This window comes from uncultured Kordia sp., assembly GCF_947496985.1.
Lineage (GTDB): Bacteria > Bacteroidota > Bacteroidia > Flavobacteriales > Flavobacteriaceae > Kordia.
The window spans coordinates 173,716-199,849 of the sequence record NZ_CANMEZ010000001.1 but is presented as its reverse complement, the minus strand read 5'-3'; the positions used below and the strand labels follow the sequence as shown (position 1 = coordinate 199,849).

Genomic DNA, 26,134 nt, shown 5'->3' with positions numbered 1-26,134 from the left:
GTCAAAAGTAAAGTTTTCAACATAAAACATAAAATTTTCATACTCAATTAAGAAGAGTTTAAGACTTAAAAAAAATATAAATGCTAAATGTTGAATTTTAAATTAAAAAGTATTTCTTTACAAGAAGAATTTTTAATCACTTATTTGTTCAATGAAACCAATAGATGTACTTATAATTGGCGGCGGCGCAGCAGGATTTTTCACAGCAATTAATATTGCAGAAAAACATCCTTCATCATCTGTGGTCATTCTCGAAAGAGGAAAAGAATTTTTAACCAAAGTTCGTATTTCCGGTGGCGGACGTTGCAATGTAACACATGCATGTTTTGATCCAAAAGAACTTGTGCAATACTATCCCAGAGGAGAAAAAGAACTCTTAGGCCCTTTTCATCAATTTTGTTGTGGAGATACAATGGGCTGGTTTGAAGAACGTGGTGTAGAACTCAAAATCGAAGATGATGGTAGAATTTTTCCAGTGACCAATTCTTCGCAAACAATTATTGATTGTTTTTTACATCAAGCGGAAATATACAAAGTGGATTTTCGAAAAAACCATGCAGTCAAAAAGATATCAAAAGTGAACGATTTATGGCAAGTTGAAACAAGTCAAGGAATGTTGGAAGCAACAAATATTGTCTTAACTACTGGAAGTAATCCAAAAATGTGGAAGGAACTAGAAACTCTTGAACATAACATTATTCCTGCGGTTCCTTCATTATTTACCTTTAATATCAAAGATGCACGTATCAAAGATTTACTCGGAATTGCCACACAAGCTAGTGTGCAAGTAGTAGATGCAAAATTGGAATCTAACGGACCATTACTCATTACACATTGGGGAATGAGTGGACCAGGAATCTTAAAACTTTCAGCTTGGGGCGCACGAATTTTAGCAGATAAAAACTATAACTTTCAAATAAAAGTTAATTGGTTAGATGAAGTTCCAAAAGAAGATTGTTTAGTAAATATCAAAGATCTTAAAATTGAATTAGCCAAAAAAACAGTTCAAAAAAACAATCCATTTGGACTGCCAAAACGCTTATGGCATCGAATTATTCAAGCGGCGGGAATCAAAGATGATACACGTTGGGCAGATATAAACAAACAACAAACGGAGCAATTAGCTAGCCAGCTTACAGAGGCAATTTTTAATGTTAAAGGAAAAAGTACCTTCAAAGAAGAATTTGTAACTGCTGGAGGAATTGATCTTAAAGAAGTAAATTTCAAAACCTTCGAAAGTCGTAAACAGAAAAACTTATATTTTGCAGGTGAAATTCTAAATATTGATGCCATTACTGGCGGATTTAACTTTCAAAATGCTTGGACAGGAAGTTATATAATTGCAAACAGTATTGAGATGTAAAAATTAAGAAGTTAGATTGTTGGTGCTTAAGTAGGTTAGGATCTATGAAATTAGTACATCACTACACTTTTACATTGATACATTAAAATCCTTCAATCAAATAATCTTATCTTTGCCTAAATTTTAAAATTGTCTATGGAAATAGCAACATTTCTACCCAAAACATATACAAAAAGTATTAAAAGCGGAAGTGTCACTTGGAAATCGCCAAGTAATATTGCGCTTATCAAATATTGGGGGAAAAAAGAAGATCAAATTCCACAAAATCCTTCCATAAGTTTTACACTAGATGCCTGCGCAACTACAACTACATTAACGTATAAAAAACGAGAAACGCAAGCAGACGATTTCTCTTTTGAGTTATATTTTGAAGGAAAACAAAAGGATGATTTTAAACCGAAAATTAACACATTCTTACACAGAATTGAAAAATATCTTCCATTCTTAAAAGAATATAATTTTACAATTGAAACATCAAATTCGTTTCCACATAGTAGCGGAATTGCTTCTTCAGCCTCAGGAATGAGTGCGTTGGCTTTATGTTTAATGAGTGTAGAGAAAAAACTCAATCCAACGATGACAGATGAAGAATTCAGTACAAAAGCTTCGTTTCTAGCACGCTTAGGTTCTGGAAGCGCAAGTAGAAGTATCGAAGGAGATTTAATTGTTTGGGGACAACATGAAGATACGGTTGGAAGTAACGATTTATATGCAGTGAAATATCCGTACAAAGTACATGATGTATTCAGAAAATTTCACGACACAATTCTGTTAGTTGACAAAGGTGAAAAACAAGTTAGTAGTACAGTTGGACATAATTTAATGCATAATCACCCGTTTGCTGAACAACGTTTTGCACAAGCGCATGAAAACTTAACCAAAATCCAATCGGTTTTAGCAGATGGAGATTTGGACGAGTTTATTGCTATTGTTGAAAGTGAAGCATTAACGCTTCATGCCATGATGATGACTTCAATGCCGTATTTCATTTTAATGAAACCTAATACACTGGAAATCATCAATCGTATCTGGAAATTTCGTCAAGAATCGGGAACACATATTTGCTTTACGTTAGATGCTGGAGCAAATGTTCATATATTATATCCTGAAAATGAAAAAGATAAAATATATCCATTCATTCAGGAAGAATTGGTGAAATTTTGCCAAAATGGGCATCACATTTGCGATAGAATAGGTTTTGGAGCAAAAAAAGCGTAATTTTACATATATAAAAAGCCTCAAATTGAAGTGAACATGAACGGACCACTTTTTTATTCAAAAATTTTACTCTTTGGAGAATATGGAATTATCAAAGATTCCAAAGGACTCTCTATTCCTTATAATTTTTACAAAGGAGCATTGAAAATTGATGAAAATCCTTCTCAGGAAGCGATCGCATCTAACCAAAGTTTAGCGAGATTTGCAGATCATTTAGAGGCACTGGACAACGATCTTGTAACGTTTGATGTTGAAATTTTAAAGGATGATTTATCGAAAGGCATGTACTTTGATTCTTCAATTCCGCAAGGATATGGAGTTGGGAGCTCAGGTGCTTTAGTGGCTTCTATTTATGATAAATATGCGCATGATAAGATCACTGTTTTAGAAAATCTTACCAGAGAAAAATTACTAAAGCTAAAAGCAATTTTTGGAGCAATGGAATCGTTCTTCCATGGGAAGAGTTCAGGTTTAGATCCATTGAACAGTTATTTAAGTTTACCAATTCTGATCAATTCGAAAGACAATATTGAACCAACAGGAATTCCTTCTCAAAATGAAGTAGGAAATGGAGCTGTATTTTTATTAGATAGCGGAATTATTGGTGAAACAGCGCCAATGGTAAATATTTTTATGGAAAATATGAAGCAAGAAGGTTTCCGTAAAATGCTAAAAGATCAATTTATAAAACATACAGATTCGTGTGTAGAAGATTTCTTAAAAGGAGATGTGAAATCGCTATTTGGAAACCTAAAATCATTGTCTAAAGTCGTTTTTAATAACTTCAAGCCGATGATTCCTCAGCAATTTCATTCACTTTGGAAACAAGGAATTGAAACAAACGATTACTACTTAAAACTTTGTGGTTCTGGTGGTGGTGGATACATTCTTGGATTCACACAAAATATAGACAAAACAAAAGAAACACTAAAAGATTACAAACTTGAAGTAGTCTATAACTTCTAAAGTTTAGACACACATGTTATCTAGAAAACATAAGCTATTTTATTATAAACTCTTCAGCTTGTTTTCCGTTGTAAGAGGCTATAACATTCTTATCATCGTAATAGCACAATATTTGGCAGCTAAGTTTATACTAGCTCCCAAAAAAGGTTTTTTAGAAGTTGTTTGCGACGGACATTTATTTGCATTAATCTTTGCGTCAGCAGTAGCAATTGCTGCAGGATATATTATCAATAACTTTTATGATGCTGAAAAAGATTTAATCAACAGACCTAAGAAGTCAATGTTAGATCGTTTGGTAAGTCAGCGTACAAAAATTGCGACATATTTTACCTTAAACTTTATTTCTGTTGCGATTGCAAGTCTTGTCTCAATGAATGCTTTTATTTTCTTTTCAGCATACATTTTCGGAATATGGTTTTATTCACATAAGATGAAAAAGATTCCGTTTTTAGGAAATCTTACATCTGCAATGTTAGCAATTACGCCTTTTTTTGCTGTTTTTATCTACTATGGAAACTTAAACAGTGTCATTTTTGTACATGCAACATTTTTATTTTTATTAATTCTAATTCGTGAATTCATTAAAGATTTAGAAAACATCAAAGGTGATTTGGCACAAGATTATAAAACAATCCCTATTATTTATGGCGAAAAAGTATCAAAAGGACTTATTACGTTATCTGTTATTATTGCAATTTTAGTAACAATCTTTTTGATTTCTCAATATGATTTAGGGTACATGCGTTTTTACTTTTACGGAAGTATTATGCTATTAATTATCTCAATTTTAATATTATACAGAGCCACTTCAAAATTACACTATTTATTACTTCATAACATTTTAAAATTCGCTATTGTGGCAGGTGTTTTCAGTATTCCATTATTAAATATTGACGCCATTCTAAATAAAATCACAACAGTTTTGTGATAAATGCATGTTAAAAAATCAAAAAATGTTAAAGCAAATTTGACATGTGTTTTTCTTCTTGAAAATTGGTAATTTGTAGCAAAAATAAAGCTATGTCATCTTCACATGAATTAAAAGTCGCGTTAGCGCAAATTGCTCCAGTCTGGTTAGATAAATCAAAAACGTTAGACAAAATAAAACAGCAAATTATTGATGCAAGTAAAGAAAACTGTGAACTTATTGTTTTTGGAGAAGCATTATTACCAGGATATCCGTTTTGGGTTGCCAATACAAACGGAGCTGCATTTAACTCTACTACACAAAAAGAAATTCATAGTCATTATGTACAAAACTCAATACAGGTTGAAAAAGGCGATTTAGACGAAATCTGCAATCTGGCCAAAGAATATAACATTGCTATTTATTTAGGTTTGATGGAACGTGCGGTAGATCGTGGAGGACATAGTATTTACTGTTCTTTAGCATATATAAATCAGCATGGAAGTATTGAATCTATGCATAGGAAACTCATGCCAACTTATGAAGAACGTCTTACGTGGGCAAGTGGTGATGGAAACGGTTTAAAAGTACATCCACTTAAAGATTTTACCGTTGGTGGACTCAACTGTTGGGAAAACTGGATGCCTTTACCAAGAGCAGCTTTATATGGAATGGGCGAAAACTTGCACATTGCAGTTTGGCCAGGAAGTGAAGTCAATACTAAAGATATTACTCGATTTATAGCGCGAGAATCACGCTCGTATGTGATTTCTGTATCTAGTTTGATGCGTAAAAATGATATTCCTGACAATATTCCAAATGTAGACGAAATTAGAAATAATGTTCCTGATGAATTGGCAAATGGTGGTTCGTGCATTGCAAGCCCAGATGGCGAATGGTTAATTCCACCTGTTTTGCACAAAGAAGGTTTAATAATTGCAACGCTAGACTTTAATAAAGTATTAGAAGAACGACAAAACTTTGATGCTGTTGGGCATTATTCTCGCCCTGATGTTACTCAATTAACGGTAAACAGAGTACGTCAAAGTACGATTAAAATCAATGATTAGGTTATAAATTGATTTTGAATACATTACCTTTTCTATGATGATAAAACGAATAATTGAATCAAGATTCGGTTATCGAAAATTAAAAAGTATCTTTGCAAAAATTTTATAGCATATTATAATGGCAAAAGAACGACACGGGAAGAGCAAAGTGAAGTCAGGCAGTAAAGATCATGGAGGAAAAAAGCCTTTCAATAAAAAGAAGTCTTCTGAAGGGAATAAATCTTTTGAAGGTAAGAAGCCTTTCGATGGAAAAAAGCCAAATTACAGAAAGAAGTCAACAGCACCAAAAGCGAAATCATCAGGGAATCCAAATGAAATTCGTTTAAATAAATACATCGCAAACTCAGGTATTTGTTCACGTCGTGAAGCAGATATGCATATTTCTATTGGAAGTGTTACTGTGAATGGAAAAGTAATTACTGAAATGGGTTACAAAGTACAAATGAGTGATGAAGTTCGTTTTGATGGACGTATTATTAATCCTGAAAAAATAGAATATGTTTTACTAAACAAGCCAAAAGGTTTCTTGGTAACAACAAAAGATGAAAAGGATCGTAAAACTGTGATGGATTTAGTCGCGACAGCAACAAAATCTAGAATTGTACCTGTTGGTCGTTTAGAACGTCAATCTACTGGTTTGTTGTTATTTACTAATGATGGAGAATTGGCAAGAAAACTAACAGATCCACACCAAAGAATTCGTAAAATATATCATGTAGAATTGGATAGAAATATAAGTCAAGCAGATTTTAATAAAATAAAAGATGGTGTAAATATTCGTGGAGATGTACATGAAGTTGATGAAATTTCTTGGATACAAGGAGCTTCAAAGCGTGAAGTTGGAATTAAAGTAACTTCAGGAAGTAATGGGTTGGTAAAAGCAATTTTTGAGCATTTATCGTATACTGTTGCTCGTTTAGATAGAGTTCTTTTTGCAGGACTAACAAAAAAAGATTTACCAAGAAGTAATTGGCGACATTTAACAGCTCAGGAAATTATAAATTTAAAAAACTTATAAAAAGAAAGCCTCTCATTTTTGGGAGGTTTTTTTTATTTTAATACGATTCACAAATATATTTTCTAATCATATATGGTGTAATTTTCTTCAATGTTTTTCCAGTTTCTGGATGCAATCCATAGGATGTAAAATATTCCAATTCTCCACTTGTAGATTTCTGATACCATAGATTTTCATTTCCATTTGGTTTAAAAAAAGCATAATCACAATCAGGATTTACTTTTATAAAATTCTTTATCCGCTCATGTTTATATAATTTCAAATTGCCCATACCATATTTATTAACATCAAATGGCACTTCTACATAATGATAGTGATCCCAAACCATCCATCGTTGCCTATCAATCATATACAAACCAAAATAAAGCAGAAAAATTAGTGAACAAAAAATAAGAGTTACTTTATTTTTGTGAATCACAATTTTTAATTTTTCACTAATAGAAGTTGGTTCGGACTTCATTCTTTTTGAAGTCTTGATTGGGTTTTCAAGCTTCTGTTCTGTGACGGAAAACTCTTCTTTTATCGTTCTGTTTTGGATAATAAATTCTTCATAATTTTTATGGCCTAAATAGCAACATAAGCAGTTGGCTACAGTACTTTTTAACTCTAAAGCATCATCTTCTTGCAATGCTAAATTATACTTATTCCGTAAGCTTTTTTCATGATATTGAAAACGGCATTCTTCCAACATATAGTCAGAAATTTTTTTCGCTAAAGCTGTAACAGACATATTTACTCCTGTCGCAGCTTTCGCTTCTTCTTTGGCTTTTTTAAAAGCACTTAATACTAATTTTTTATGCATGACTTGTAGTTTTAGGTTTCCCTTTTCACAAAGCGTCAATTAGAATTACATAAGAAAAAGTGTAGGGAAATAACTTTCCCTAAACTTTCCCAAACTCTTCCCTAAACCTTCCATTCATTCCAACAATTCCTCAGTTAATTTGCTTCAGAAATATTTCACAAACTGAAATGTAAATCAACTTGATCTCCTGCATTTATACTCGGTTTATTCTTGAGGTAAGAAGCAATAGGATGGCTCCTGGAAGTAGCTACACTATTTGTTATTGTCTCTACACTTCCTAAAACACAAGAAATCGGCGCCTTTTCTATTTCGATGTGTTGCTGCACATAAATCAATCTGAGTATTCCTCGGACAGCAACACTTATGTCCAATTTTAATTCTAACAAAATGAAAAAATTCAGCTTAATAATACTTACGGTTTTCCTCAATTTGGCATTATTTTCTTGCACACCAAATTCAATTGCAGAGGACGAAATTCAATATGAACAACAAGCCACAGAAGGTGATGACGGAGAAGTGTCTGATGGAGGAGATCCCCCGACTAAAGGCAATGGAGGATAAAATGTAATTATATTTTTACTATTTTTGAAGGATGAAGCTACTATCAGTAACATCCTTCTTTTTATATGTATTAGCAGTTCTGTTAATAACTTCTTGTGAAGTTAAAAAATCTAAAGAAATAGTATACTCTCCTTTAATCATCCAAAATGAAAATATGGCAGCGGTTTGCTTAGCTGAGAAAAATTATGAAGCGTCTCTAATGTATCGATATATTGCATTAGGAGAAGCACTAAAAATTAAAGACTCAGTTTCTATACAATATGCTTATTCCAGCTTATATCATATTCATAATTTACAAAAAAGGTATGACTCTGCTTTTATGTACTTAGACAAATGGTATACGTTTTCTGAGAAAATGAAAGATAGTATTGCAATGGGTAATGCTCTTCGAAAGAAAGCCTATACTTACAATCAAATAAGTGAATTAGATAGTGCACAAATCAATTATTCAAAAGCTAAAGATATTTTTTTAGAAGTTAATGATACGTTGATAGCTGGAAGTATATTATTAGATATTGCTTATTTACAGAAGAAAGTAGGTAATTTTAGTACAAGTATGGATGCTGCACAGGAAGGTTTAGAATATTCTAGAAGATCCAGAAATGGAAAACTTCTCAGTGGTTTGAATCATATTATTTCTGTTGTGTTAAAAGAAAATGGAGAATATGAAAAAGCATTAGAAAAAAATAAAAAAACAATAGCAATAGCATTAGATACTACATATGAAAAGAAGGCCACCAAAGATGATATTAAAATTTATAGAAATACATATGCTAATATTTTAACACTGCAGAAACAGTTTACTAAGGCAATTAATATTTACGAAAATTTATTAGTACAGGAAAAAAATAGCATCGAAATTGCCCGTATTCAAGGTAATCTAGCTAACGCCTTGCTATTAAAGGAAGGTTTTAATTTAAGGTCGGATTCATTACTGAAAAAAGCATTAGCTACTGTAGAACAAAAGAATAACTTATCTTTACAGTTAAGTATGAATTTAAAATTGGCTGATTTATATAGTAAAAAAGATCAGCGTATTTCGTTAATGTATATTAACAAAGCAATAGAAAAAGCAAAAGAGCTAAGGAACGTATCATCAATTTATGAAGTTATGGAAGTAAAATTCCAAACACAGGATGTTGTAAGTGTAGATTTTAAGGATGAATTTTTTGAGGTAAAACAAGACCTAGAAACAAAACAAAGAGGGTTAAATATTTTATATAATAATAATAAATTTGATTTTGATTTATTAAATAAAGAAAAAATTCAAGCAGAACGAGAGGAGTTTAAAATCAGTAAAGTTGCTTCAAAAAGACAAATTTTGATTTTAGCTTTATTATTGATTTTAGTTGTTTTACTTGTTGCAATTTACTTCTTTTACCAAAAAATAAAACGTCGTCATAAAATTGAAAAAGTAAAAACAGTTCATACTACAGAAGCACGTATTTCTACAAAAGTACATGACGAGCTTGCTAATGATGTATATAAACTTATGACGCAACTTGAAACTTCTGAACCTAATAGAGAAATGGTGTTGGATAAATTAGATTCTATTTATAACAATGCGCGTGATATTTCTAAGCAAATTCAAAATGTAGATACTGGAAAAGGATTTGCCGACGAACTCAATAATTTGTTCCGAAGTTACCAATCTGATGATGTAAATGTTTTATTAAAACGGTACGAAACAGAAATTTGGAAAGATATTTCTTCACATGTAAAAACAACTATATATCGTGTATTACAAGAATTGTTAACGAATATGAAAAAGCATAGCGATGCAGCGTTGGTAGTAGTTTCCATAGAAAAAAACAATAAAAAACTATTTATCCAATATATTGATAATGGGAAAGGATTTTCTGAAGGAATTTCAAAAAATGGACTCCAAAATGCGGAAAACCGTATTCACGCAATCCAAGGATCGCTTACTTTTGATACAGAACTTCACAAAGGTTGTAAGTTCAGTATTAACGTTCCAGTATGATAACCTATGTTTGAAAAAGTATTAATTGCAGAAGATATGGACGACATCAATGCAGGTGTCCTCATGGCACTTTCCGAATTGGAAATTGCTACAATAGATCAAGCTCAGTATTGTGATGATGCTGATTTGAAAGCAAAGAAAGCGCGTAAAGATGATGCGCCTTATGAATTGTTAATCACAGATTTATCTTTTAAAAAAGATCATAGAGAACAAAAGTTAAATTCTGGTGAGGAATTACTCGTAAAATTGAAAAATGATCAGCCAGATATTAAAGTCATTGTGTATTCTGTTGAAGATAAACTACAGCAAGTGCGTAGACTTTTTAATACGTATAAAATTGATGCATATGTATGCAAAGGACGAAAGAGCTTAAAAGAATTAGTAAAAGCAATCAAAGTGGTTTCTAATGGTAAAACACATCTTTCTCCAGAGGTAAAAATGGCACTAAGCAACAAAAAAGACATGGAAATTGATGATTATGATATTGGTTTACTAAGATTACTTGCCAAAGGAATGAATCAAGATGAAATTTCTGAAGATTTAAAAGGAAGAAGTATTTCTCCTAATAGTTTAAGTTCTATTGAAAAACGTGTGAGTAAGCTCAAAATTTATTTTAAAGCAAACAATGCCGTTCACTTAATAGCAAATGCAAAAGACTTAGGTCTTATTTAATATACAGACTCAAAACGCTCTATTTACTAAAAAACCGCTGTACTAGTTTTTGAAACTGTATAGCGGTTTTTTATTGATATTTATTTTATACTAAATAGAACTAATATAAGTGATCAGTTTAGCAAAGTCTTCTTGTCTTTTGAGTTTTAATTTTTCAGACTTGATATATTTTTTAATTTCGTCTGCTTTTTCAGGAAATAGTTTTATAACAGCTTTCTTTTTAGCTACTACTTCAACAGGTTTATCTCCGTTTTTCACAATATAATAGCGATCATATTGTGTAAATTTTGCAGCTCTATCAGCTTGATTTGCCGTTAATGCTTTTTCATTTGGTGAAAACTTGCATTTTTTGCGAAGTAACAAAGACACTTCTTTTTGATCGCTTAATACTAAGAAATATCCTTGTTTCTCATATCCGTTTTCATCGTTGTATGCGTATACTTTTAACGTTTTATTGCCAAATACAACTTTTGAATTAGTCACTTTCATTAAAGCCTCTGTTTCTTGCCCTTCTTCTTCAGGCAATAATTCAATTTCATCTGTATATGTATTTAGTCGCATCAATATATTTCCAAATGATTTGTCGCCAACAAAAAATGTAGCTACTTTATATTTTTCATTTAAATATGGGCTTCCTTTTACATTGTCCCAATCAATTTGATAAGGATCTTTTTCTTTTGCGTTTAAAAATTTTCGGAGTTCATCATAAATTTGAGAAGTACTTTCAAACTCTCTTGGAGCACCGCTCATTTGAGCAAATAATGACGCGCCATATAAAAATAAAAAAGCGATAGGTAACAAACGTAATGTTTTCATAGTAAGTTAATGTATTGGTTATGAACATAAAAATACTGAAAAAAAATGAGATTATTTCTCAAATAATAATTTAAGCAGCTTTTAGAGCATAATGGAAATACGATAAACTTGTTATCTTAATTATAACCTTTAATTCGATAATCAACGGAATGAATCTTTTTTTGAATGATTTCTTCAAAGTAATTTAGGTTCAACATTAACAAAAAAAATAGATTATTATGTTAAAAAACATCTTAAACATTACTGGAGTAAAGACATTAGAAAAGCAAACGCAAAAATCAATTTCTGGTGGAAAACGACAAGAGCCTGAGTTAAATTACAAATGTTATTGTAAAGGAAAATTAGTTACAATGACTGAAGACAAAGAAGCTTGTGACTGGGTTTGTAGCTTTTATTAAATCAATAGGTGAGAAGAGGCATTTGCCTCTTTTCTTTTTTTGAAAAATAATTCCCAAAGTAAAAAACTGTACACTATAATATATTCAAAAGCCACAAAACCTAAGTTCTCGGCATATCCTTCATTTCGATATGCTGTATAACTAAAAATCATCATAAATGACCAAACAATTGTAAATCGATAGTTTGTAAATACACTCAAAATAAGTAATGTTGCCAAATACCAAGGATGCATTGTTGTCGTTGTAAAAAAGTAAAAAGAAAGCCCAAAAAGTAATGCTGTAATTGTTTTTTGAAAATCTTTATTATTCCGAAATAAACTAATTCCTGTAATAAAAACTAAGACAATAATCGGTGTCACTCTCCCAATATCTTTAATCATATTCCAGCCTACAATTTTATAACCAATCCAACGGGCGATGTAATATATACTTGCATTGAATTCGAAATTCTGAAACCATAAACCTACAGTAGCTTGATAGTTTTCAATGAATTGTTTGGAGATAAATGGTATAAATAACAGCGCGATTGTACCAATGACAATTCCGTAAAAAGCAATTAGTTTTAAGATGCCTTTCCAGATTGTAGGAAATGTATTTTTAGAAATTTCAGAAGCTTTATACTTGGTAAACCATTGAAATAGTATTGGTAAAAAAATCAACGGAATTAATTTTACAGAAACTGATAAAGCCAATAAAACAGCCGCCCATTTCCAAGAACTTTTGTGTAATAAATATAAACTCCAAACTAAAAAGAAGATCATCACACCTTCAAAATGAAGGTTTCCTGTGAGTTCAATAATAATAAATGGATTTAAAATATAAAGCCAAATATTTTTGATAGGAATCCCTAAACGTTCTAATAGTTTTTTTCCAAAGTATAAAGTTCCTATATCTGCTAAAATGATGATTATTCGTAAAACAAATACAGAGCCTATAATACTTTTTCCAGAAATGAATCCAGCAATAGCAAAACACAATTGATTGATTGGTGGATAATTGGTATAGTGCGAAGCACTCAAATCTCCCATTCCGTTAAATAATTCTTGTGCTTCCGCAATTGGAGCCGTTCCAGACGCCATTAAATCATTTGGTAAGTATAAATACGGATTCCAGCCAGCAATGAGCATTCTTCCATCCCAAATGAAGCGATAGAAATCTTGTGATAAGTTTGGAATATTTCCCATAAAAACCAATCTCAACACAATGGCAATTCCCGTAAGGAAAACAACATTAGATTTTTCTAATCGGATCAATCCAAAAAAACTTAAGAAAGCAATTCCGTATAATGAAATTAAAATCGTGACATCGGTCCGCACTAACGGATAGCCAATGTAATAATATACAAAGGCGCTGATAAGCACAAGTACGATGGAGAGTTTATGATATTTCTCTACGAAAGCGATCACACTTTGGAACGAATCGAGTTAAAAAATACAAAAGCAAAACCTAAGAATAACATTAAGTGAAATGGGAATAATCCAAAATCATTTAACGGATACGCGCTATACATTCCAAATAAGAAATACACCATTAATAAGGCTTCAATAACTGTATTTGCTGAGATTTTCTTTTTGATGTATTTGTTGTTTTTCCAAGAATCTTTCAAGTTTTTGATGTTGAATTTTGGCGTGCGCACAAATTCACTTCTTTTTCCCATATGACCTTCTAATACGGCAACAGAGTTGTGTACAGAGAATCCCATCGCGACCGAGAAAAAGGTAAAAAACATTTTTATATAATCAACAAAATTTAAGAAACCGCCACCTTGTACACGTTTATATGGAAACCAAAAACAGATGAAAAATATAACAGTACTGATGATAAAGAAACTCGAAATTGTAAAGTAAATTTCTAAATGCCCGTATGTATTTTTAATGTATAACATTGGAATACTTAATACGCCAACAATCAGTACATTTAAAAACATAGTACTGTTGAGTAAGTGTAAAATTCCGTGAATTTTTGTTTTGAAAGAGATGTTTTTTGAAAAAATAACACGTTTTACCATTTTGCGGAAATTTTCTGCACCACCTTTGTTCCATCGAAATTGTTGCGAACGTGCAGCACTAATAACTACAGGTAATTCGGCAGGTGTTTCTACATCTTCTAAGTATTTGAATTTCCAATTTTTTAACTGTGCACGGTAACTTAAATCTAAATCTTCAGTTAAAGTATCGCCTTCCCAGTTTCCTGCATCAATAATGCAGGTTTTTCGCCATATTCCAGCGGTTCCATTAAAGTTGATAAAATGACCTTTGGAATTTCGTCCAACTTGTTCTAGTGTAAAATGTGCGTCAAGCGCGAATGCCTGAATTTTAGTTAATAATGAATAATCACGGTTAATATGTCCCCAACGTGTTTGTACCACGCCAATTTCTTCATTTTTGAAATAGGGAATCGTTTGTTTGAGCCAATCTTTTTTCGGTAAGAAATCTGCATCGAATATGGCAATGAAATCGCCTTTTGCGTCAATTAAACCTTCTTTTAAGGCACCAGCTTTGAAACCAGTTCTATCTTCACGGCGAATATGCGAAATGTCAAGTCCTTTTGCTTTAATTTCTTCAATTTTTTCAGCAGTAGAAATTACAGATTCATCCGTAGAATCATCTAATACTTGAATTTCAAGTTTATCTTTTGGATAGTCAATTTCGGCAATATTATCGAGTAAGCGTTCCATAACATACAACTCGTTGTATACAGGAAGTTGAATTGTTACATACGGAACTTCAGTTGGATTGTTTAAGTCGAACCTCGGACATGTATCTTTTTTCTTTTTTGCTTTAAGGTAATTGATCAATAGGTTCAATTGTGCCAAGCTGTACATTAAAATCAGTATCAGCGCAATTGCATATATTGCCATTACAAAAAAAGACAACGCTAGTTTAAAAAATTCTGCATCAAATCCCATCTATTTAAAACTATATTTAAAAATCCAACCTAAAATTTTTACGCCAGCAAATATAGTACCTTTTACGGTTCCTGAAACTTTTGAGACGCCAATTCTCTTTTTATATTTTACAGGAACTTCTACATACGATAGTTTCTGTTTCAATGCTTTGAGTTGCATTTCTACGGTCCAGCCATAGGTTTTGTCTTCCATGTTTAAGTCTAAAAGCTTTGTGTACTTGATTGCTCTAAAAGGACCTAAGTCTGTAAATTTTGCTCCAAAAAATAATTTCATTAAAAACGTAGCTAACCAGTTTCCGAATACTTGTTGCGGTGTCATAGAACCATCTTCGCGTAATGCTTTTACTCTGGAACCAATCACAAAATCGATATCATCTTGAATAATTGGTGCTACTATTTTTGTTAATTCTTCTGGATAATCTGAATAATCGCCATCTAAAAAGACTAAAATATCAGGTTTTACATCTTGATTAGAAATGTATTCCATTCCTTTTAAACATGCATAGCCATAGCCTTTTTGATGTTCTTTTAAAACCGTTGCACCAGCCGCTTTAGCATTGATTTCTGTGTTATCAGTTGAATTATTGCTGATTACAATAACTTCATTTACAGTTTTGGGGATTTCCTGTATAACATTTGCAATAGAATCCTCTTCATTGTATGCAGGAATGATGACTTTTATAATCATATATTTTTATTTCGCTTTTGGCTAGTTAGCCGTTGGCTTTTGGATTTTTATGTGTTTATTAGTGTGCGTTTTCAATAAAACCTTTCAATTATCATTGTAAATCCCAAACGCTATTTTCTTTTTTAAAGCTTTTCAAATCAGTCCACTCGCCAATTTTTTGACCGTTTTTATATTTTTCGGCTCGAACGAGTTTTTCATTTTCATATCGTAAACAATATCCGTTTTTCTGATTGTTTTTGAGTTGGCATTTATGATTTACTTTTTCATTTTCATCATAAAAAAGCCACCATTTACTCTTTACACCATTTACATAATGTCCTTCGCGTTGTTTTGTTTTATTTTCGCGATAAAAGTACCAATATTTGTTTGGTTTCCCATTTTTAAAACGTCCTTCTTTTTGAACTACTCCATTTGAATAATAAAATTTCCAGTATTTTGTTTTCAGTCCTTTTTTTATCCAACCTTCTTCTTTGAGTTGCCCATTATCATAATAGGTTTTTTGATATTCTTTTTGTGCGCTTATGCTGAATGTTACACAGAAACATATAATGATAAATAGATATTTCATGATTTCTTTTTTCTGTTATGTGTTTATAGGTTTAATAGTTTATGTCTTTAATAAATAGTGAAAATCTCAATACTCAATGCTGATTTCTCATTACTTATTTATTATTCTCAAGCATTTCAAATAAATCCATATCATTTCCTAAAATTACTTCAGGAACTTCATGACGTGTTGCACCATCATCACTTCCATTTTCTAACTTTAAAACACCTCTAGGACAAACTGCGCTACAAACACCACAGCCAACACATGACGAACGTACAATGTTTTGTCCTTTTTGCGCATAAGCTCTTACATCAATTCCTTGCTCACAATAGGTAGAGCAGTTTCCACATGAAATACATTGTCCTCCATTAGTCGTAATTCTGAACTTAGACTTAAAACGTTGTACAATTCCCATATAAGCGGCTAATGGACAACCAAAACGACACCAAGTTCTGTTTCCTAAAATTGGATAGAAACCCGTTCCAATAACACCTGCAAAGATAGAACCGATTAAGAAACCATACCATTCGTTAATTTTATATGCGTTGATTCCGAATAAAGTACTATCTCCAACTGCCGTAGGATTATATATAATATTATAAGTATTGTAACCCACAACAATTGTCATGATAATTGCAAAAACTAAGATTGGATAAATCAACCAACGTTCTATCTTCCATGCTATTAAACGCTTGTCAGATAGTTGACGATATGGATCTCCTAATGTTTCAGCTAATCCTCCACAACCACAAACCCATGAACAATACCAACGCTTTCCATAGAAATATACTAAAGTTGGTACAACAATTATAGAAAGAATGAATCCCCAAAAGAACATGAATTTCCCTAAATGTCCTGCATTTAAGTAATTCTTTACATTCCAGTCGGTTAAGAAATTATAATCTAATGGCCAAGCATTTTTTAAATCGACACCTGGTAAATCAAATAATGGTAATATTTCTACTAATAAGAAAGCAAAGATGATTTGGAAAAATAATACACTTGCAGTTCTAACCACTTGATATTGATTGTGACGATATTTGATAAACATGCGAATTCCCATCACAATCATAGATACACAATACAAGATTCCGTATAAAAACCATTGTGAAGCCGAACCATTTTTAATGAATGCGCTTTTTAGTGGATCGACAATATTTGTCCAATTGGCAATAATATATGGGTGAAAGTATAATAATACATAAAATGCTACTAAGAATCCAAAGACAGCAATTCCTACCCAACCACGATTAGTTGCATTGTGTAAATAAATGCCATTGTTTTTAATACCTGGAATTGGTTTTAAAAACAATCCGGCAATGATAAATATGAGTGATCCAATAATTCCTAAACCAAATGTTAAGAATAAAAATAGTGCTTTGTTGTTTGCAATGATTCCTGTGGCTGCACGTTCGGTAATATCAAAACGTGAGTATTTATTATCGTACAATAAAAACTCTCCAGCCTGACTGCGATTGATTTCAGAAATTTTATTGTTTAAATCGTTTTTGAAAGCATCAACAGAATCATATGTTTTTCCAGGACTGTACATCCAATTGGTAGCATTATCAAGTAATGTAACTTTAGCTTCTGGTAAGACTTGTTGTAAAAGTTCTTTCGTATAAACCACTTTCCCACTTTGTGAAGCTGAAGTAATAATTTTAGTCGTTTCTGTATTGGAAACCCCAGTTTCTTCAGCAACTGCTTCCGCAACACGTTGATTGTGTTTGTCAAACAATGCTTTAACATCGTTCATAAAAGAAAACTGACTATTATATGTGTTGTCTAAAACACCATTTTCCTTAGCAACAGCAGCAAAAGTTTCGGTAACTCTCGCTTTTTTTCCACTGAATGATTGTTGAATAGATGTTTCAGTTAAGGTATAATTACCCATGAATAGCGTTGCAATAAATAACAACACTGATGCAATAAATATATAGAGTCCTGCAATTCGTATGAATTTCATAATATGTTTTTTAAAATATGGTGATTAGTAACTGAAAATTCGTCTCCAACTTTTCTTTTTCAGTTGAACGTTGGTATTATTTTCTTGATTAAACTGAGCTACAATATCTTTTTCGTGAAGCTTGTAGAATTCAGGATCAAAATTGGCATCTGCTAAATGTTCTAAAACATATTCAACCGAACGTTCTTCATTGAGCCATGTGTCAAAACTGTGATGACGCATACGAATTCCAAACGTGTTGATTCCTAAAAATTTGTTAGATTCTTTGTGATAAGCGATTGTAATGCAGATATGTTTTTTAGGATGTTTCCAATGAAAATGCTTTTCATATTTAGGTCGTCCTCTTTCACCAAAAACCCAACCATATGTTTGATATTCGATGTCTAAAAATTTCGCTGAGTTGAACCAATGTCCAGGATTATAATCTCTAGGATTTCCACACAACGTTTGTGCTAATGTTTCTCCCATCATGCGTCCTGTATACCAAACAGCTTCAATTGGTCTGCGTTGTCCAATTGGTTCATGTTGTTCAGCACAATCGCCAATTGCATAAATATCTTTAACGTTTGTTTCTAATCTTCGATTCACTTTGACACCGCGTCCGAGTTCAATATTTGAATCTTTTAAGAAGTCAACATTTGGAGATACTCCAGCTGTTAATCCAACAACTGTACATGGAATTTCTTCACCAGTTTCTTTAATGATAATCGACTTTACTTTTCCGTTTTCGTCTGCTTTTATTTCTTGTAAATTCACGCCTAAGCGTAAATCAATATGATGTTCTTTTATATGTTTATTAATCATTTCTGATTCGCCAGCAGGCAACACACCATTCCAAAAACTATTTTCACGAACTAAAAAAGTAACAGGAATATCTCTACTTTGAAGCATTTCAGCCAATTCAATTCCAATCAAACCACCACCAACAATTACAGCGCGTTTACATACTTCTTTATTTGGCGCATATTTTTCCAAGTTTTCTAAATCTTGTCGATGATACATGCCCATAACTCCATCTAAATCTTGTCCTGGCCATCCAAATTTGTTAGGTTTTGATCCTGTAGCAATGATCAATTTGTCATATTTCAAGGTTTCTCCACTTGTAAAAACCAATTCTTTAGTAGAATCTTTTACTTGTTCAACGTATCCTTTTTTAAGTTCGATACGATTCTTTTTCCAAAACCAATTTTCATACGGTTGTGTATGTTCAAATTTCATATGTCCCATATATACATACATCAAAGCTGTACGTGAGAAGAAATACTCCGTTTCAGCTGAAATGATAGTAATTCTTTTATCGGAAAGTTTTCGGATATGTCTGGCAGCTGTAACGCCAGAAATTCCATTACCTATAATTACAATGTGTTCCATGAGAATGTGATTGGTTTTATAATTCTTGTCCGTGCAAGAATTGGTTTGTGTCGGAAGTTCTGTCGATAGTAAAGTTAAGAACTTATATCGGGACATTGAATTTAGAATAATTATAAATTATTTTTTTTTGTAAGGATTTTGAGAAAATAACAACCCGTTTTACGCTTGATAATCAATTATATAAATGAGTTTAATTTTTTTTTAAAAGTTTGTAAGTTCCAAATCTTTTTGCGGACTTACCCAGCATTACAAATTGAAATTAAATTGAAAATGATTGCTATGAAACATATAACTATTACACTCATTACTGTATTTATGACCACTTTTGGTTTTGCACAAAATACAGATACTTTCTTTAAAGCTTCGGATGCTTTTTTCAAAGCGCATGTAAAGGATGGAAAGGTAAATTATAAAGCTATTAAAAAGAATACTGCCGAATTAGACAAAATCTTAGCTTCTACAAATAATATTACGGTAAATAAAAGTGAGGCAAATACGTATCAAGCATTTTGGATAAACATTTATAACTTATCTGTTATTAAGGGAATTGTGAAAAATTACCCTGTAAAATCTCCTTTAGATGTTAAAGGTTTTTTCGATAAGACAAAACACAATGTTGGAGGTAAAAAAATTACCCTAAATGATATAGAACATAAGTTGTTACGCGGACAATTTAATAGCGATCCACGTTTTCACTTTGTATTGGTATGCGCAGGCTTAGGTTGTCCCCCAATTATTGCCGAAGCCTACATGCCAAATACACTTGATAAACAGTTAGATAGGCAAACAAAAATTGCTTTAAATAATGACGAATTTATCAAAGTAAATACTCGTAAAAAACGTGTGCAACTTTCTGAAATTATGAAATGGTATAAAGAAGATTTTAGACAAAATGGTAATGAAATCGACTTTATCAATAAATATAGAGAAGAAAAAATAGCTGCAAAATCTAAAATCAGTTACTATCCATACAACTGGAAATTGAATCAAACTAAATAACATCTCGACGTTGCTCGATGTGACAAATTATAAAACTAATTACACTATTAAATTACACTAAAATGAAAAAGAACAATCTAATTTTAACAATGCTTGCCTTATTATTTGTAAGCTTCTCTTTTGCACAAGATCAAGATGATGAAACAACGGATGAAAAGAGTAATATTCAGGAATATACACCTTCGAAACTTTTGAAAAAAGGACAATGGGATATTAAATTCTTCAATAGTATTTATACACAAACAGAACGTACAGACGAAAGAAGTAATTCTGTAACCATTCCAAGAGAAACATTTTTTACAAATACAACGGAGATTTATACAGGTATTAGTGATAATAGAAGAATTAACATTGGATTTATCTTTCAAGTACGATCAAATACATTTGGTGGCGCAGGCGCTTTAGATGTTTTTAAATTTAAAGATAACGGGCAAGCAAGAAGCGGATTAACAACAATAGCTCCTTCTATTCGTGTGCAACCTTTCAAAAATATTTCGAACTTCTCATTTACGAGTTCTGTTTACTTGCCAATATTTAAGGACAAAGCAAACGCTCCATATTTAGATAAAAGAAGTGTGTTTTGGGAAACAAAATTTTTCTACGATAAAACATTCGGACAAGACAAATGGCAGGTATTTACACAAGCTGATTTCGGATTCAACTTTGGAGAAAAAGGCAAAGATGCAAATCCAACAGATTCTAACGTGGGTGAGCGTTTTGCAAACAATAGTTTATTTTTGCCTTTAGCAGCATTTTTAAGTTATTTTCCATCAGCAGAATCAACGGTATACGTTAATGCAAAACAAGCATTCTTAATTGATTTAGGAAACGATTTTGCGCAAAACTCTACATCAGTAGGAGTTGGAACTAAATATCAGTTAAACGATGTATTAAACGTGGAAGCTTCTTTTGATAAATTTGTAAGAGGTAATAATTTCCAAGGATTAGGACAAACTTTTAGTATAGGTTTAAGAGCACTTTTTTAATAAATATAGTACATTAGGAGTCTAAAAAATTCATCAATGAAATTTAGACTCCTTTGTATATTTATTGGTTTGTTGCAATTTTCATGCACAAGTCAAGTCCAAAAAATGAATGGTGTAAGCTTTGTAGCGGCTCCACAAGCAATAGATCAAACAAATATTGAACCTGTAATTAAGTTAAACGCAAATTACGCTGCAATAATGCCTTTTGGTTTTCTTAAAAAGTTAACGGCAACCGAAGTTATTCACAATACAGACCGACAATGGTTTGGTGAAACTCGAAAAGGAGCGAAGCAGTATGCTGAACTTTTGAAAAAAAACAATATTAAAATCATGATCAAGCCACAAATCTGGGTTTGGAATGGTGAGTTTACAGGTTTCATTGCAATGGAAAATGAGGAAGATTGGAAACAGTTTGAAGCATCATATGAAAGTTTCATCTTAGAATATGCAAGTTTAGCTCAAGAAATCAACGCAGAAGTACTTTGTATTGGAACCGAATTGCACAAGTTTGTAGCCGCACGACCAGAATTTTGGAAACAGTTTATTACCAAAGTTAAAAAAGTATACAAAGGAAAGTTGACCTACGCAGAAAATTGGGATTCTTTTGATAAAGTTCCGTTTTGGAAACAACTTGATTTTATAGGAGTTGATGCGTATTTTCCACTAAGTGATGAAAAAATGCCTTCTTTACAAAGTTTGCAAAAAGGTTGGAAACCACATAAGGAAAAGATTGAAGCATTGACAAAAAAGCTAGATCGAAAAGTGATTTTTACTGAATATGGATACCGCAGTATGGATTACACAGGAAAAGAACCTTGGGATTCTAGCAGAAAAGGAAAAACGCTCAATTTAGAAGCGCAAGAAATTGCTTTGCAAGCTATGTATGATGCGTTTTGGAAAGAAGAATGGTTTGCTGGCGGATTCATTTGGAAATGGTTTCACAACTATGAAAAATCAGGAGGTACTAAGAATACACAATTTACACCACAAAATAAACCTGCAGAAGAAATTGTTCGGCAGCATTATAAATTACATCAATAAGAAAAAAGTCATGAATGCCATAAAAACAATTGTATACATAATATCATTTTTTACAATTGTCTCCTGCGTATCTGATGATGTTACTACAGATATCAATGTTATAAATGCTACTACATTATCTGAAGTAATTGAAAATCGTACTATTGAAACAGGCGCTGTCATTGCTTGTGCCGCAAGTGATGCAAGTAATTCAGCAATTGTTAATGTGTATTATTATTTAGAAGCTGGCGCAACAAATATTCAGTTTTTTGAAACAAATACAGCAGCTATTGATAAAGATGATTTTTCCAATTATAGAAAATTAGATATTAATTCAGAACCACTTTTTGAAGGATTTATACAACAATTCAAACGACCTTTTGGACAAGAACAATGGGTAATTGTTGCATACGAGTTGGATGGGGAAGTGAAAATTTCTAATCCGATTCGAACGAAAAATATAACGAAAGCTACAGTTTGGTCTGAAGAAGTTGAGATTAGTCAGCAAGATTCCAAAATGCCAAAATTTACTTGGGAACACAACGCAAATGGAGACAATGCTATTTATTTTCAAGTAGTTTCTACGGTTGATAATGGATTGCTTTCAGGAACGTATACCTATGAGAATCAATTTCAATATTACAATACATCTAATGTAGTTTTAAACATTACTCCCGAAAATCCTTTGACACTCACTATTGGCAATTCGTATCAGTTTTTAGTGATGGATGTTAGCGAAGATAATTGGGTAAATACAGTATTTCAGAGTATCTTTATAGTTGAATAGCTATGAAAAATATTATGAATTTAAGAAAAATATCCCTTTGTATATTTTCCGTCTGTATTTTAATATTGGGAACTTCCTCTTGTAGTAATGACGATCAAGTTTTTGAATTAGATACTTATGGAATACTATCAAATCAACTAAACAATCTTGCCATAGAAGAAGGTGGCGTACTTGCCTATGCTTATTCTGATGCAACTACAAATCATGAAGATGTATATCTTATGTATTACGTAGAAGATGATGCATTTAATATAAAGTTCTACGAAACGGAATCACTTGATGTTGATGAAAATGAATATTCAAATTACCAACAAGTAATCTATCAGAGGCAATCGGTTTTCAATGGTTTTTTTCAACAAGTTGTAGAATTTAATGCTACAGAAAAATGGATGATTATTACATACAGACTAAACAATGTAACGAAAATTTCGAATCCAATTCGAATCAAACACGAACAACAACCGACAATTTGGGAAAGTGATGGTATTACGATTGATCAACAAGTTTCAGGATCGCCAGCATTTACTTGGGATGTGAATCCAACGAATTCCAATGCAGTATATTTTCAAATAGTAAGTCAAGCCGGAAATGTGCTTTCTGCAACGCATACAAATGAGAATCAATTTCAGTATTATGATACTTCCAATGTTGGTTTAGATATTACAGAGGGAACACCACCAGCGCTCACACAAGGTGAATATTATTACATTAATTTATTAGACATAGGTCAAGACAACTGGATAAATAGACTTCTTGTTGTAGGTTTTGAAGCCGAATAATCATGAAAAAAATACTCCTATTAATTGCGTTTCTTTCTTTAGCTTTTCAAGGAATTGCTCAAGAAAAAGAAGTCTACGATATAAAATTTCAAGGGCATAAAAAAAATAAAATTGGCTTCTTAAAAAAATATGTAAGTGTCCGGAAAGGAGATAAACTAGATTCACTTCAACTAGAACAAGATGTAGTATTGCTAAAACGTTTGGCAGGAGTTTCGCATGCGTATTATCAAGTATTTTATTCGCATGACAACTTGTATAATGTGTTTTTTAACATAGAAGAAAACTTTACATTGATTCCAAATGTGAATGTTTGGACTACGACAAATGAACAATTGGCTTATAAAATTGGATTGTACGATTATAATTTTTTAGGTCGAAATATCGCTTTTGGCGGATTTTATCAAAATAACGGATTTGACTCTTATGGAATCAATTTACGCGCGCCAAATTTATTTACACGGAACTTTGGAATTGCGTTAAATCATCAAAATTGGACAAGTGAAGAACCATTGTATTTTGATCAAGGTTCGGCTAATTATAAGTATAGTAATACGTCGTTTGAAATATTGGCATTGTATCAAATCAACTTTAAAAATCGATTGCAATTTGGGATTAATATTTTCAAGGAAGAGTATGATTATCTCAGTGGAGTTACATCTAACGCCATTCCGCAAAGTTTATCTTTAGACAAGCAAATGTTGAAATTTGTGTATGAATATGATAACCTAAACTATTATTATCAATACATTGAAGGAATTAAAAACACCTTGTATTTACAATACGTAACGACAGAAAATGACTTTCAAGATAACTTCCTGATAGGTTGGAGTGATTTTATGTACTTCAAGCGTATTGGTGAAAAAGGAAACTGGGCAAACCGTTTACGATTTGGAGTTGCTTCAAACAATGCTAGTCCGTTTGCACCTTTCTCTGTAGATAATAATTTGAATGTTCGCGGAGTAGGAAACATCATTGATCGTGGAACAGCGAGCTTGGTGTTAAATACTGAATATCGATATACATTGTATGAAAAAGGTTGGTTTATTTTACAAGGAAATGGATTTGTAGATGCTGGAACTTGGAGAAATCCAGGAGGAACTTTTAGTGATTTTACCAACAGTGAAAACTTCAGAATCTACCCAGGAGTTGGTTTGCGTTTTATTCACAAACGAATTTTTAATGCAATTTTTAGAATAGACTATGGTTACGGAGTGACTAAAAATGCAAGTAATGGAATCGTTTTTGGAATTGGCCAGTACTTTTAAAAATATAAACTAAAAAAACACTTCCTATTTCTAAGAAGTGTTTTTTTTATTAAAACTTGGTGTTTTAGTAATCTTAACTACTTTATAATAAGTTTCTTTACAATAGATTTATTACTGTTTGCTTCAAGTATTTTTACGATATATATACCTGTAGTTAGTGAAGAAACATCCACTGTGTTGTTCGTAATCGTACTATTTATTACTTCTTTTCCAAGCATATTGTGTATACTTATAGAAGCTTTACTAGTAGTTAGTCCTTTAATAGTTAACTGACTATTGTCAATTACTGGATTTGGATAAAGTGCAAAATCTTTACTAGAAGTATTAGCAGATACCGATAAAGTATTAGCACTAGTAAAGTTCTCAGCTACAATAAGATTATCTATAGTAATTGTTTCATCTGACGTAGAATTAGATTGTCTGAATGAAAAATTAGTTACTGCAATTCCAGTGCCTGTAGATCCAGCTATATTTGTATCTGTTTCATCTGAAGCATCAACCCAAAGTTGTGCTTGACCAGCTGTTTCATCATATTTAACAGTTATTCTATATGTTGTGTCGTATGACATATCAGTTGCCCAAACTGCTTCTGCAGTAGAACTACTAGTAGAGATTCCTACTCTAAAATCTCCTGATCCAATTGGTGATACAATATCAACACGTGCTAAAAAGGTAAATCCATTATCTTTAAAATGTGCAAAATATTCATAATCAGTTCCTGCGATTGCAGCGCCAAGGTCAGCAATTGTTAAGTCAAAACTAGCGTATTTTGCAGTTGCAGCACTAGTAAAAGGTATACTTACATCTTCTCTAGAACCACCTCCATGTGTCAATGAAATTTTATTAGAAGATACTTGTATCGCAGTAGCTCCTGCACCAGAATGAGCTGCCCAAGTTCCATTTCCTACAAGGTTTCCGTCAGCATAAGTAAAATCTTCGTTCACTAAAATTTGCCCGAAAGAAATAGAAGTGATAAAGATAAATAGTAAAAGAGTAATTTTTTTCATATTGAATATTGTTAAGGGATTTTGGGCAAAAATA

Annotated in this window: 25 protein-coding genes; 16 read left to right on the top strand and 9 right to left on the bottom strand. The window is 32.0% G+C overall.

Going from position 1 to position 26,134, the window contains the following annotated elements:
• Nucleotides 1–151 precede the first annotated feature (151 nt).
• The 6 genes from Q0828_RS01010 to Q0828_RS00985 all read left to right on the top strand — a co-directional run bounded on the left by Q0828_RS01010 (nucleotide 152) and on the right by Q0828_RS00985 (nucleotide 6,542).
• Nucleotides 152–1,363 carry an NAD(P)/FAD-dependent oxidoreductase gene (locus tag Q0828_RS01010; protein ID WP_298416921.1) on the top strand — a complete coding sequence of 404 codons (1,212 nt, stop codon included), beginning with the start codon at nucleotides 152–154 and terminating at the stop codon, nucleotides 1,361–1,363.
• A gap of 135 nt (nucleotides 1,364–1,498) precedes the next feature.
• Nucleotides 1,499–2,581, top strand: a complete 1,083-nt coding sequence (locus tag Q0828_RS01005; protein WP_298416919.1) for a diphosphomevalonate decarboxylase — start codon at nucleotides 1,499–1,501, stop codon at nucleotides 2,579–2,581.
• A 36-nt stretch (nucleotides 2,582–2,617) separates the two neighbouring features.
• Complete coding sequence (locus Q0828_RS01000; protein WP_298416918.1) at nucleotides 2,618–3,547, top strand: mevalonate kinase; 930 nt, start codon at nucleotides 2,618–2,620, stop codon at nucleotides 3,545–3,547.
• Nucleotides 3,548–3,560: 13 nt separating this feature from the next.
• Complete coding sequence (locus Q0828_RS00995) at nucleotides 3,561–4,475, top strand: geranylgeranylglycerol-phosphate geranylgeranyltransferase (RefSeq protein ID WP_298416917.1); 915 nt, start codon at nucleotides 3,561–3,563, stop codon at nucleotides 4,473–4,475.
• A 92-nt stretch (nucleotides 4,476–4,567) separates the two neighbouring features.
• The gene (locus tag Q0828_RS00990; protein ID WP_298416915.1) at nucleotides 4,568–5,524 is read left to right on the top strand and encodes a carbon-nitrogen hydrolase family protein; all 957 of its coding nucleotides are present in this window, start codon (nucleotides 4,568–4,570) and stop codon (nucleotides 5,522–5,524) included.
• A 118-nt stretch (nucleotides 5,525–5,642) separates the two neighbouring features.
• Nucleotides 5,643–6,542 carry a pseudouridine synthase gene (locus Q0828_RS00985; RefSeq protein ID WP_298416913.1) on the top strand — a complete coding sequence of 300 codons (900 nt, stop codon included), beginning with the start codon at nucleotides 5,643–5,645 and terminating at the stop codon, nucleotides 6,540–6,542.
• A 37-nt stretch (nucleotides 6,543–6,579) separates the two neighbouring features.
• Here the strand turns inward: Q0828_RS00985 and Q0828_RS00980 are convergent, their stop codons facing one another.
• Nucleotides 6,580–7,344: a hypothetical protein gene (locus Q0828_RS00980; protein WP_298416912.1), complete on the bottom strand. Its 765-nt coding sequence runs from the start codon at nucleotides 7,342–7,344 to the stop codon at nucleotides 6,580–6,582.
• Nucleotides 7,345–7,731: 387 nt separating this feature from the next.
• Here Q0828_RS00980 and Q0828_RS00975 point away from each other — a divergent pair, with 387 nt between their 5' ends.
• From Q0828_RS00975 to Q0828_RS00965, 3 genes are read left to right on the top strand one after another with little or no spacing between them, the layout of a single operon-like run.
• Nucleotides 7,732–7,905 (top strand): hypothetical protein, encoded by a 174-nt coding sequence (locus Q0828_RS00975; RefSeq protein ID WP_298416911.1) that lies wholly within the window; start codon nucleotides 7,732–7,734, stop codon nucleotides 7,903–7,905.
• A 31-nt stretch (nucleotides 7,906–7,936) separates the two neighbouring features.
• Nucleotides 7,937–9,889: an ATP-binding protein gene (locus Q0828_RS00970; protein ID WP_298416909.1), complete on the top strand. Its 1,953-nt coding sequence runs from the start codon at nucleotides 7,937–7,939 to the stop codon at nucleotides 9,887–9,889.
• A 6-nt stretch (nucleotides 9,890–9,895) separates the two neighbouring features.
• Entirely contained in the window at nucleotides 9,896–10,561 is a 666-nt protein-coding gene (locus tag Q0828_RS00965) for a response regulator (RefSeq protein WP_298416908.1), read from the top strand.
• A gap of 90 nt (nucleotides 10,562–10,651) precedes the next feature.
• On the opposite strand, the gene Q0828_RS00960 is transcribed toward Q0828_RS00965, so the two are convergent.
• The gene (locus tag Q0828_RS00960) at nucleotides 10,652–11,377 is read right to left on the bottom strand and encodes a hypothetical protein (protein ID WP_298416906.1); all 726 of its coding nucleotides are present in this window, start codon (nucleotides 11,375–11,377) and stop codon (nucleotides 10,652–10,654) included.
• Nucleotides 11,378–11,595: 218 nt separating this feature from the next.
• On the opposite strand from Q0828_RS00960, the gene Q0828_RS00955 reads away from it, so the two are divergent.
• Nucleotides 11,596–11,775, top strand: coding sequence for a hypothetical protein (locus Q0828_RS00955; RefSeq protein ID WP_298416904.1), 180 nt, complete (start codon nucleotides 11,596–11,598; stop codon nucleotides 11,773–11,775).
• Here the strand turns inward: Q0828_RS00955 and Q0828_RS00950 are convergent.
• From Q0828_RS00950 to Q0828_RS00925, 6 genes are all read right to left on the bottom strand, one after another.
• The gene (locus tag Q0828_RS00950) at nucleotides 11,772–13,181 is read right to left on the bottom strand and encodes a mannosyltransferase (RefSeq protein WP_298416903.1); all 1,410 of its coding nucleotides are present in this window, start codon (nucleotides 13,179–13,181) and stop codon (nucleotides 11,772–11,774) included. The genes Q0828_RS00955 and Q0828_RS00950 overlap by 4 nt on opposite strands.
• Nucleotides 13,178–14,683, bottom strand: coding sequence for a cellulose synthase family protein (locus Q0828_RS00945; RefSeq protein ID WP_298416902.1), 1,506 nt, complete (start codon nucleotides 14,681–14,683; stop codon nucleotides 13,178–13,180). Before Q0828_RS00945 ends, Q0828_RS00950 begins: the two co-directional genes overlap by 4 nt.
• On the bottom strand, nucleotides 14,684–15,370 hold the full coding sequence (locus Q0828_RS00940; protein ID WP_298416901.1) for a glycosyltransferase family 2 protein: 687 nt from the start codon (nucleotides 15,368–15,370) through the stop codon (nucleotides 14,684–14,686).
• 91 nt (nucleotides 15,371–15,461) lie between these two features.
• Nucleotides 15,462–15,938 carry a hypothetical protein gene (locus Q0828_RS00935; protein WP_298416900.1) on the bottom strand — a complete coding sequence of 159 codons (477 nt, stop codon included), beginning with the start codon at nucleotides 15,936–15,938 and terminating at the stop codon, nucleotides 15,462–15,464.
• Nucleotides 15,939–16,032: 94 nt separating this feature from the next.
• Entirely contained in the window at nucleotides 16,033–17,886 is a 1,854-nt protein-coding gene (locus tag Q0828_RS00930) for a 4Fe-4S dicluster domain-containing protein (RefSeq protein ID WP_298416899.1), read from the bottom strand.
• 24 nt (nucleotides 17,887–17,910) lie between these two features.
• Nucleotides 17,911–19,257 (bottom strand): FAD/NAD(P)-binding oxidoreductase, encoded by a 1,347-nt coding sequence (locus tag Q0828_RS00925; RefSeq protein WP_298416897.1) that lies wholly within the window; start codon nucleotides 19,255–19,257, stop codon nucleotides 17,911–17,913.
• 279 nt (nucleotides 19,258–19,536) lie between these two features.
• Between Q0828_RS00925 and Q0828_RS00920 the strand changes: the two genes are divergently transcribed.
• From Q0828_RS00920 to Q0828_RS00895, 6 genes are all read left to right on the top strand, one after another.
• Entirely contained in the window at nucleotides 19,537–20,256 is a 720-nt protein-coding gene (locus tag Q0828_RS00920; RefSeq protein ID WP_298416895.1) for a DUF547 domain-containing protein, read from the top strand.
• A gap of 62 nt (nucleotides 20,257–20,318) precedes the next feature.
• Complete coding sequence (locus tag Q0828_RS00915) at nucleotides 20,319–21,242, top strand: hypothetical protein (RefSeq protein ID WP_298416893.1); 924 nt, start codon at nucleotides 20,319–20,321, stop codon at nucleotides 21,240–21,242.
• 36 nt (nucleotides 21,243–21,278) lie between these two features.
• Nucleotides 21,279–22,283, top strand: a complete 1,005-nt coding sequence (locus Q0828_RS00910) for a glycoside hydrolase (RefSeq protein ID WP_298416892.1) — start codon at nucleotides 21,279–21,281, stop codon at nucleotides 22,281–22,283.
• Between the two features lie 10 nt (nucleotides 22,284–22,293).
• Nucleotides 22,294–23,049, top strand: a complete 756-nt coding sequence (locus tag Q0828_RS00905) for a hypothetical protein (RefSeq protein WP_298416891.1) — start codon at nucleotides 22,294–22,296, stop codon at nucleotides 23,047–23,049.
• Between the two features lie 14 nt (nucleotides 23,050–23,063).
• Nucleotides 23,064–23,828 carry a hypothetical protein gene (locus Q0828_RS00900; RefSeq protein ID WP_298416890.1) on the top strand — a complete coding sequence of 255 codons (765 nt, stop codon included), beginning with the start codon at nucleotides 23,064–23,066 and terminating at the stop codon, nucleotides 23,826–23,828.
• Nucleotides 23,829–23,830: 2 nt separating this feature from the next.
• Nucleotides 23,831–25,093, top strand: coding sequence for an outer membrane protein assembly factor (locus Q0828_RS00895; RefSeq protein ID WP_298416889.1), 1,263 nt, complete (start codon nucleotides 23,831–23,833; stop codon nucleotides 25,091–25,093).
• Between the two features lie 77 nt (nucleotides 25,094–25,170).
• Here Q0828_RS00895 and Q0828_RS00890 read toward each other — a convergent pair whose 3' ends face one another.
• Nucleotides 25,171–26,100 carry a T9SS type A sorting domain-containing protein gene (locus Q0828_RS00890; RefSeq protein ID WP_298416887.1) on the bottom strand — a complete coding sequence of 310 codons (930 nt, stop codon included), beginning with the start codon at nucleotides 26,098–26,100 and terminating at the stop codon, nucleotides 25,171–25,173.
• Nucleotides 26,101–26,134: the final 34 nt, after the last annotated feature.

Bases quoted from the DNA above. Each gene is read 5' to 3' on its own strand.
- Q0828_RS00975 (WP_298416911.1), top strand. From the start codon at position 7,732: ATGAAAAAATTCAGCTTAATAATACTTACGGTTTTCCTCAATTTGGCA.
- Q0828_RS00915 (WP_298416893.1), top strand. From the start codon at position 20,319: ATGAAAAAGAACAATCTAATTTTAACAATGCTTGCCTTATTATTTGTA.
- Q0828_RS00960 (WP_298416906.1), bottom strand. From the start codon at position 11,377: ATGAAAACATTACGTTTGTTACCTATCGCTTTTTTATTTTTATATGGC.
- Q0828_RS00955 (WP_298416904.1), top strand. From the start codon at position 11,596: ATGTTAAAAAACATCTTAAACATTACTGGAGTAAAGACATTAGAAAAG.
- Q0828_RS00900 (WP_298416890.1), top strand. From the start codon at position 23,064: ATGAATTTAAGAAAAATATCCCTTTGTATATTTTCCGTCTGTATTTTA.
- Q0828_RS00980 (WP_298416912.1), bottom strand. From the start codon at position 7,344: ATGCATAAAAAATTAGTATTAAGTGCTTTTAAAAAAGCCAAAGAAGAA.
- Q0828_RS00995 (WP_298416917.1), top strand. From the start codon at position 3,561: ATGTTATCTAGAAAACATAAGCTATTTTATTATAAACTCTTCAGCTTG.
- Q0828_RS00920 (WP_298416895.1), top strand. From the start codon at position 19,537: ATGAAACATATAACTATTACACTCATTACTGTATTTATGACCACTTTT.
- Q0828_RS01000 (WP_298416918.1), top strand. From the start codon at position 2,618: ATGAACGGACCACTTTTTTATTCAAAAATTTTACTCTTTGGAGAATAT.
- Q0828_RS00990 (WP_298416915.1), top strand. From the start codon at position 4,568: ATGTCATCTTCACATGAATTAAAAGTCGCGTTAGCGCAAATTGCTCCA.
- Q0828_RS01005 (WP_298416919.1), top strand. From the start codon at position 1,499: ATGGAAATAGCAACATTTCTACCCAAAACATATACAAAAAGTATTAAA.
- Q0828_RS00930 (WP_298416899.1), bottom strand. From the start codon at position 17,886: ATGAAATTCATACGAATTGCAGGACTCTATATATTTATTGCATCAGTG.
- Q0828_RS00940 (WP_298416901.1), bottom strand. From the start codon at position 15,370: ATGATTATAAAAGTCATCATTCCTGCATACAATGAAGAGGATTCTATT.
- Q0828_RS00935 (WP_298416900.1), bottom strand. From the start codon at position 15,938: ATGAAATATCTATTTATCATTATATGTTTCTGTGTAACATTCAGCATA.
- Q0828_RS00965 (WP_298416908.1), top strand. From the start codon at position 9,896: ATGTTTGAAAAAGTATTAATTGCAGAAGATATGGACGACATCAATGCA.
- Q0828_RS00895 (WP_298416889.1), top strand. From the start codon at position 23,831: ATGAAAAAAATACTCCTATTAATTGCGTTTCTTTCTTTAGCTTTTCAA.
- Q0828_RS00985 (WP_298416913.1), top strand. From the start codon at position 5,643: ATGGCAAAAGAACGACACGGGAAGAGCAAAGTGAAGTCAGGCAGTAAA.
- Q0828_RS01010 (WP_298416921.1), top strand. From the start codon at position 152: ATGAAACCAATAGATGTACTTATAATTGGCGGCGGCGCAGCAGGATTT.
- Q0828_RS00925 (WP_298416897.1), bottom strand. From the start codon at position 19,257: ATGGAACACATTGTAATTATAGGTAATGGAATTTCTGGCGTTACAGCT.
- Q0828_RS00905 (WP_298416891.1), top strand. From the start codon at position 22,294: ATGAATGCCATAAAAACAATTGTATACATAATATCATTTTTTACAATT.
- Q0828_RS00910 (WP_298416892.1), top strand. From the start codon at position 21,279: ATGAAATTTAGACTCCTTTGTATATTTATTGGTTTGTTGCAATTTTCA.
- Q0828_RS00890 (WP_298416887.1), bottom strand. From the start codon at position 26,100: ATGAAAAAAATTACTCTTTTACTATTTATCTTTATCACTTCTATTTCT.
- Q0828_RS00970 (WP_298416909.1), top strand. From the start codon at position 7,937: ATGAAGCTACTATCAGTAACATCCTTCTTTTTATATGTATTAGCAGTT.
- Q0828_RS00945 (WP_298416902.1), bottom strand. From the start codon at position 14,683: ATGGGATTTGATGCAGAATTTTTTAAACTAGCGTTGTCTTTTTTTGTA.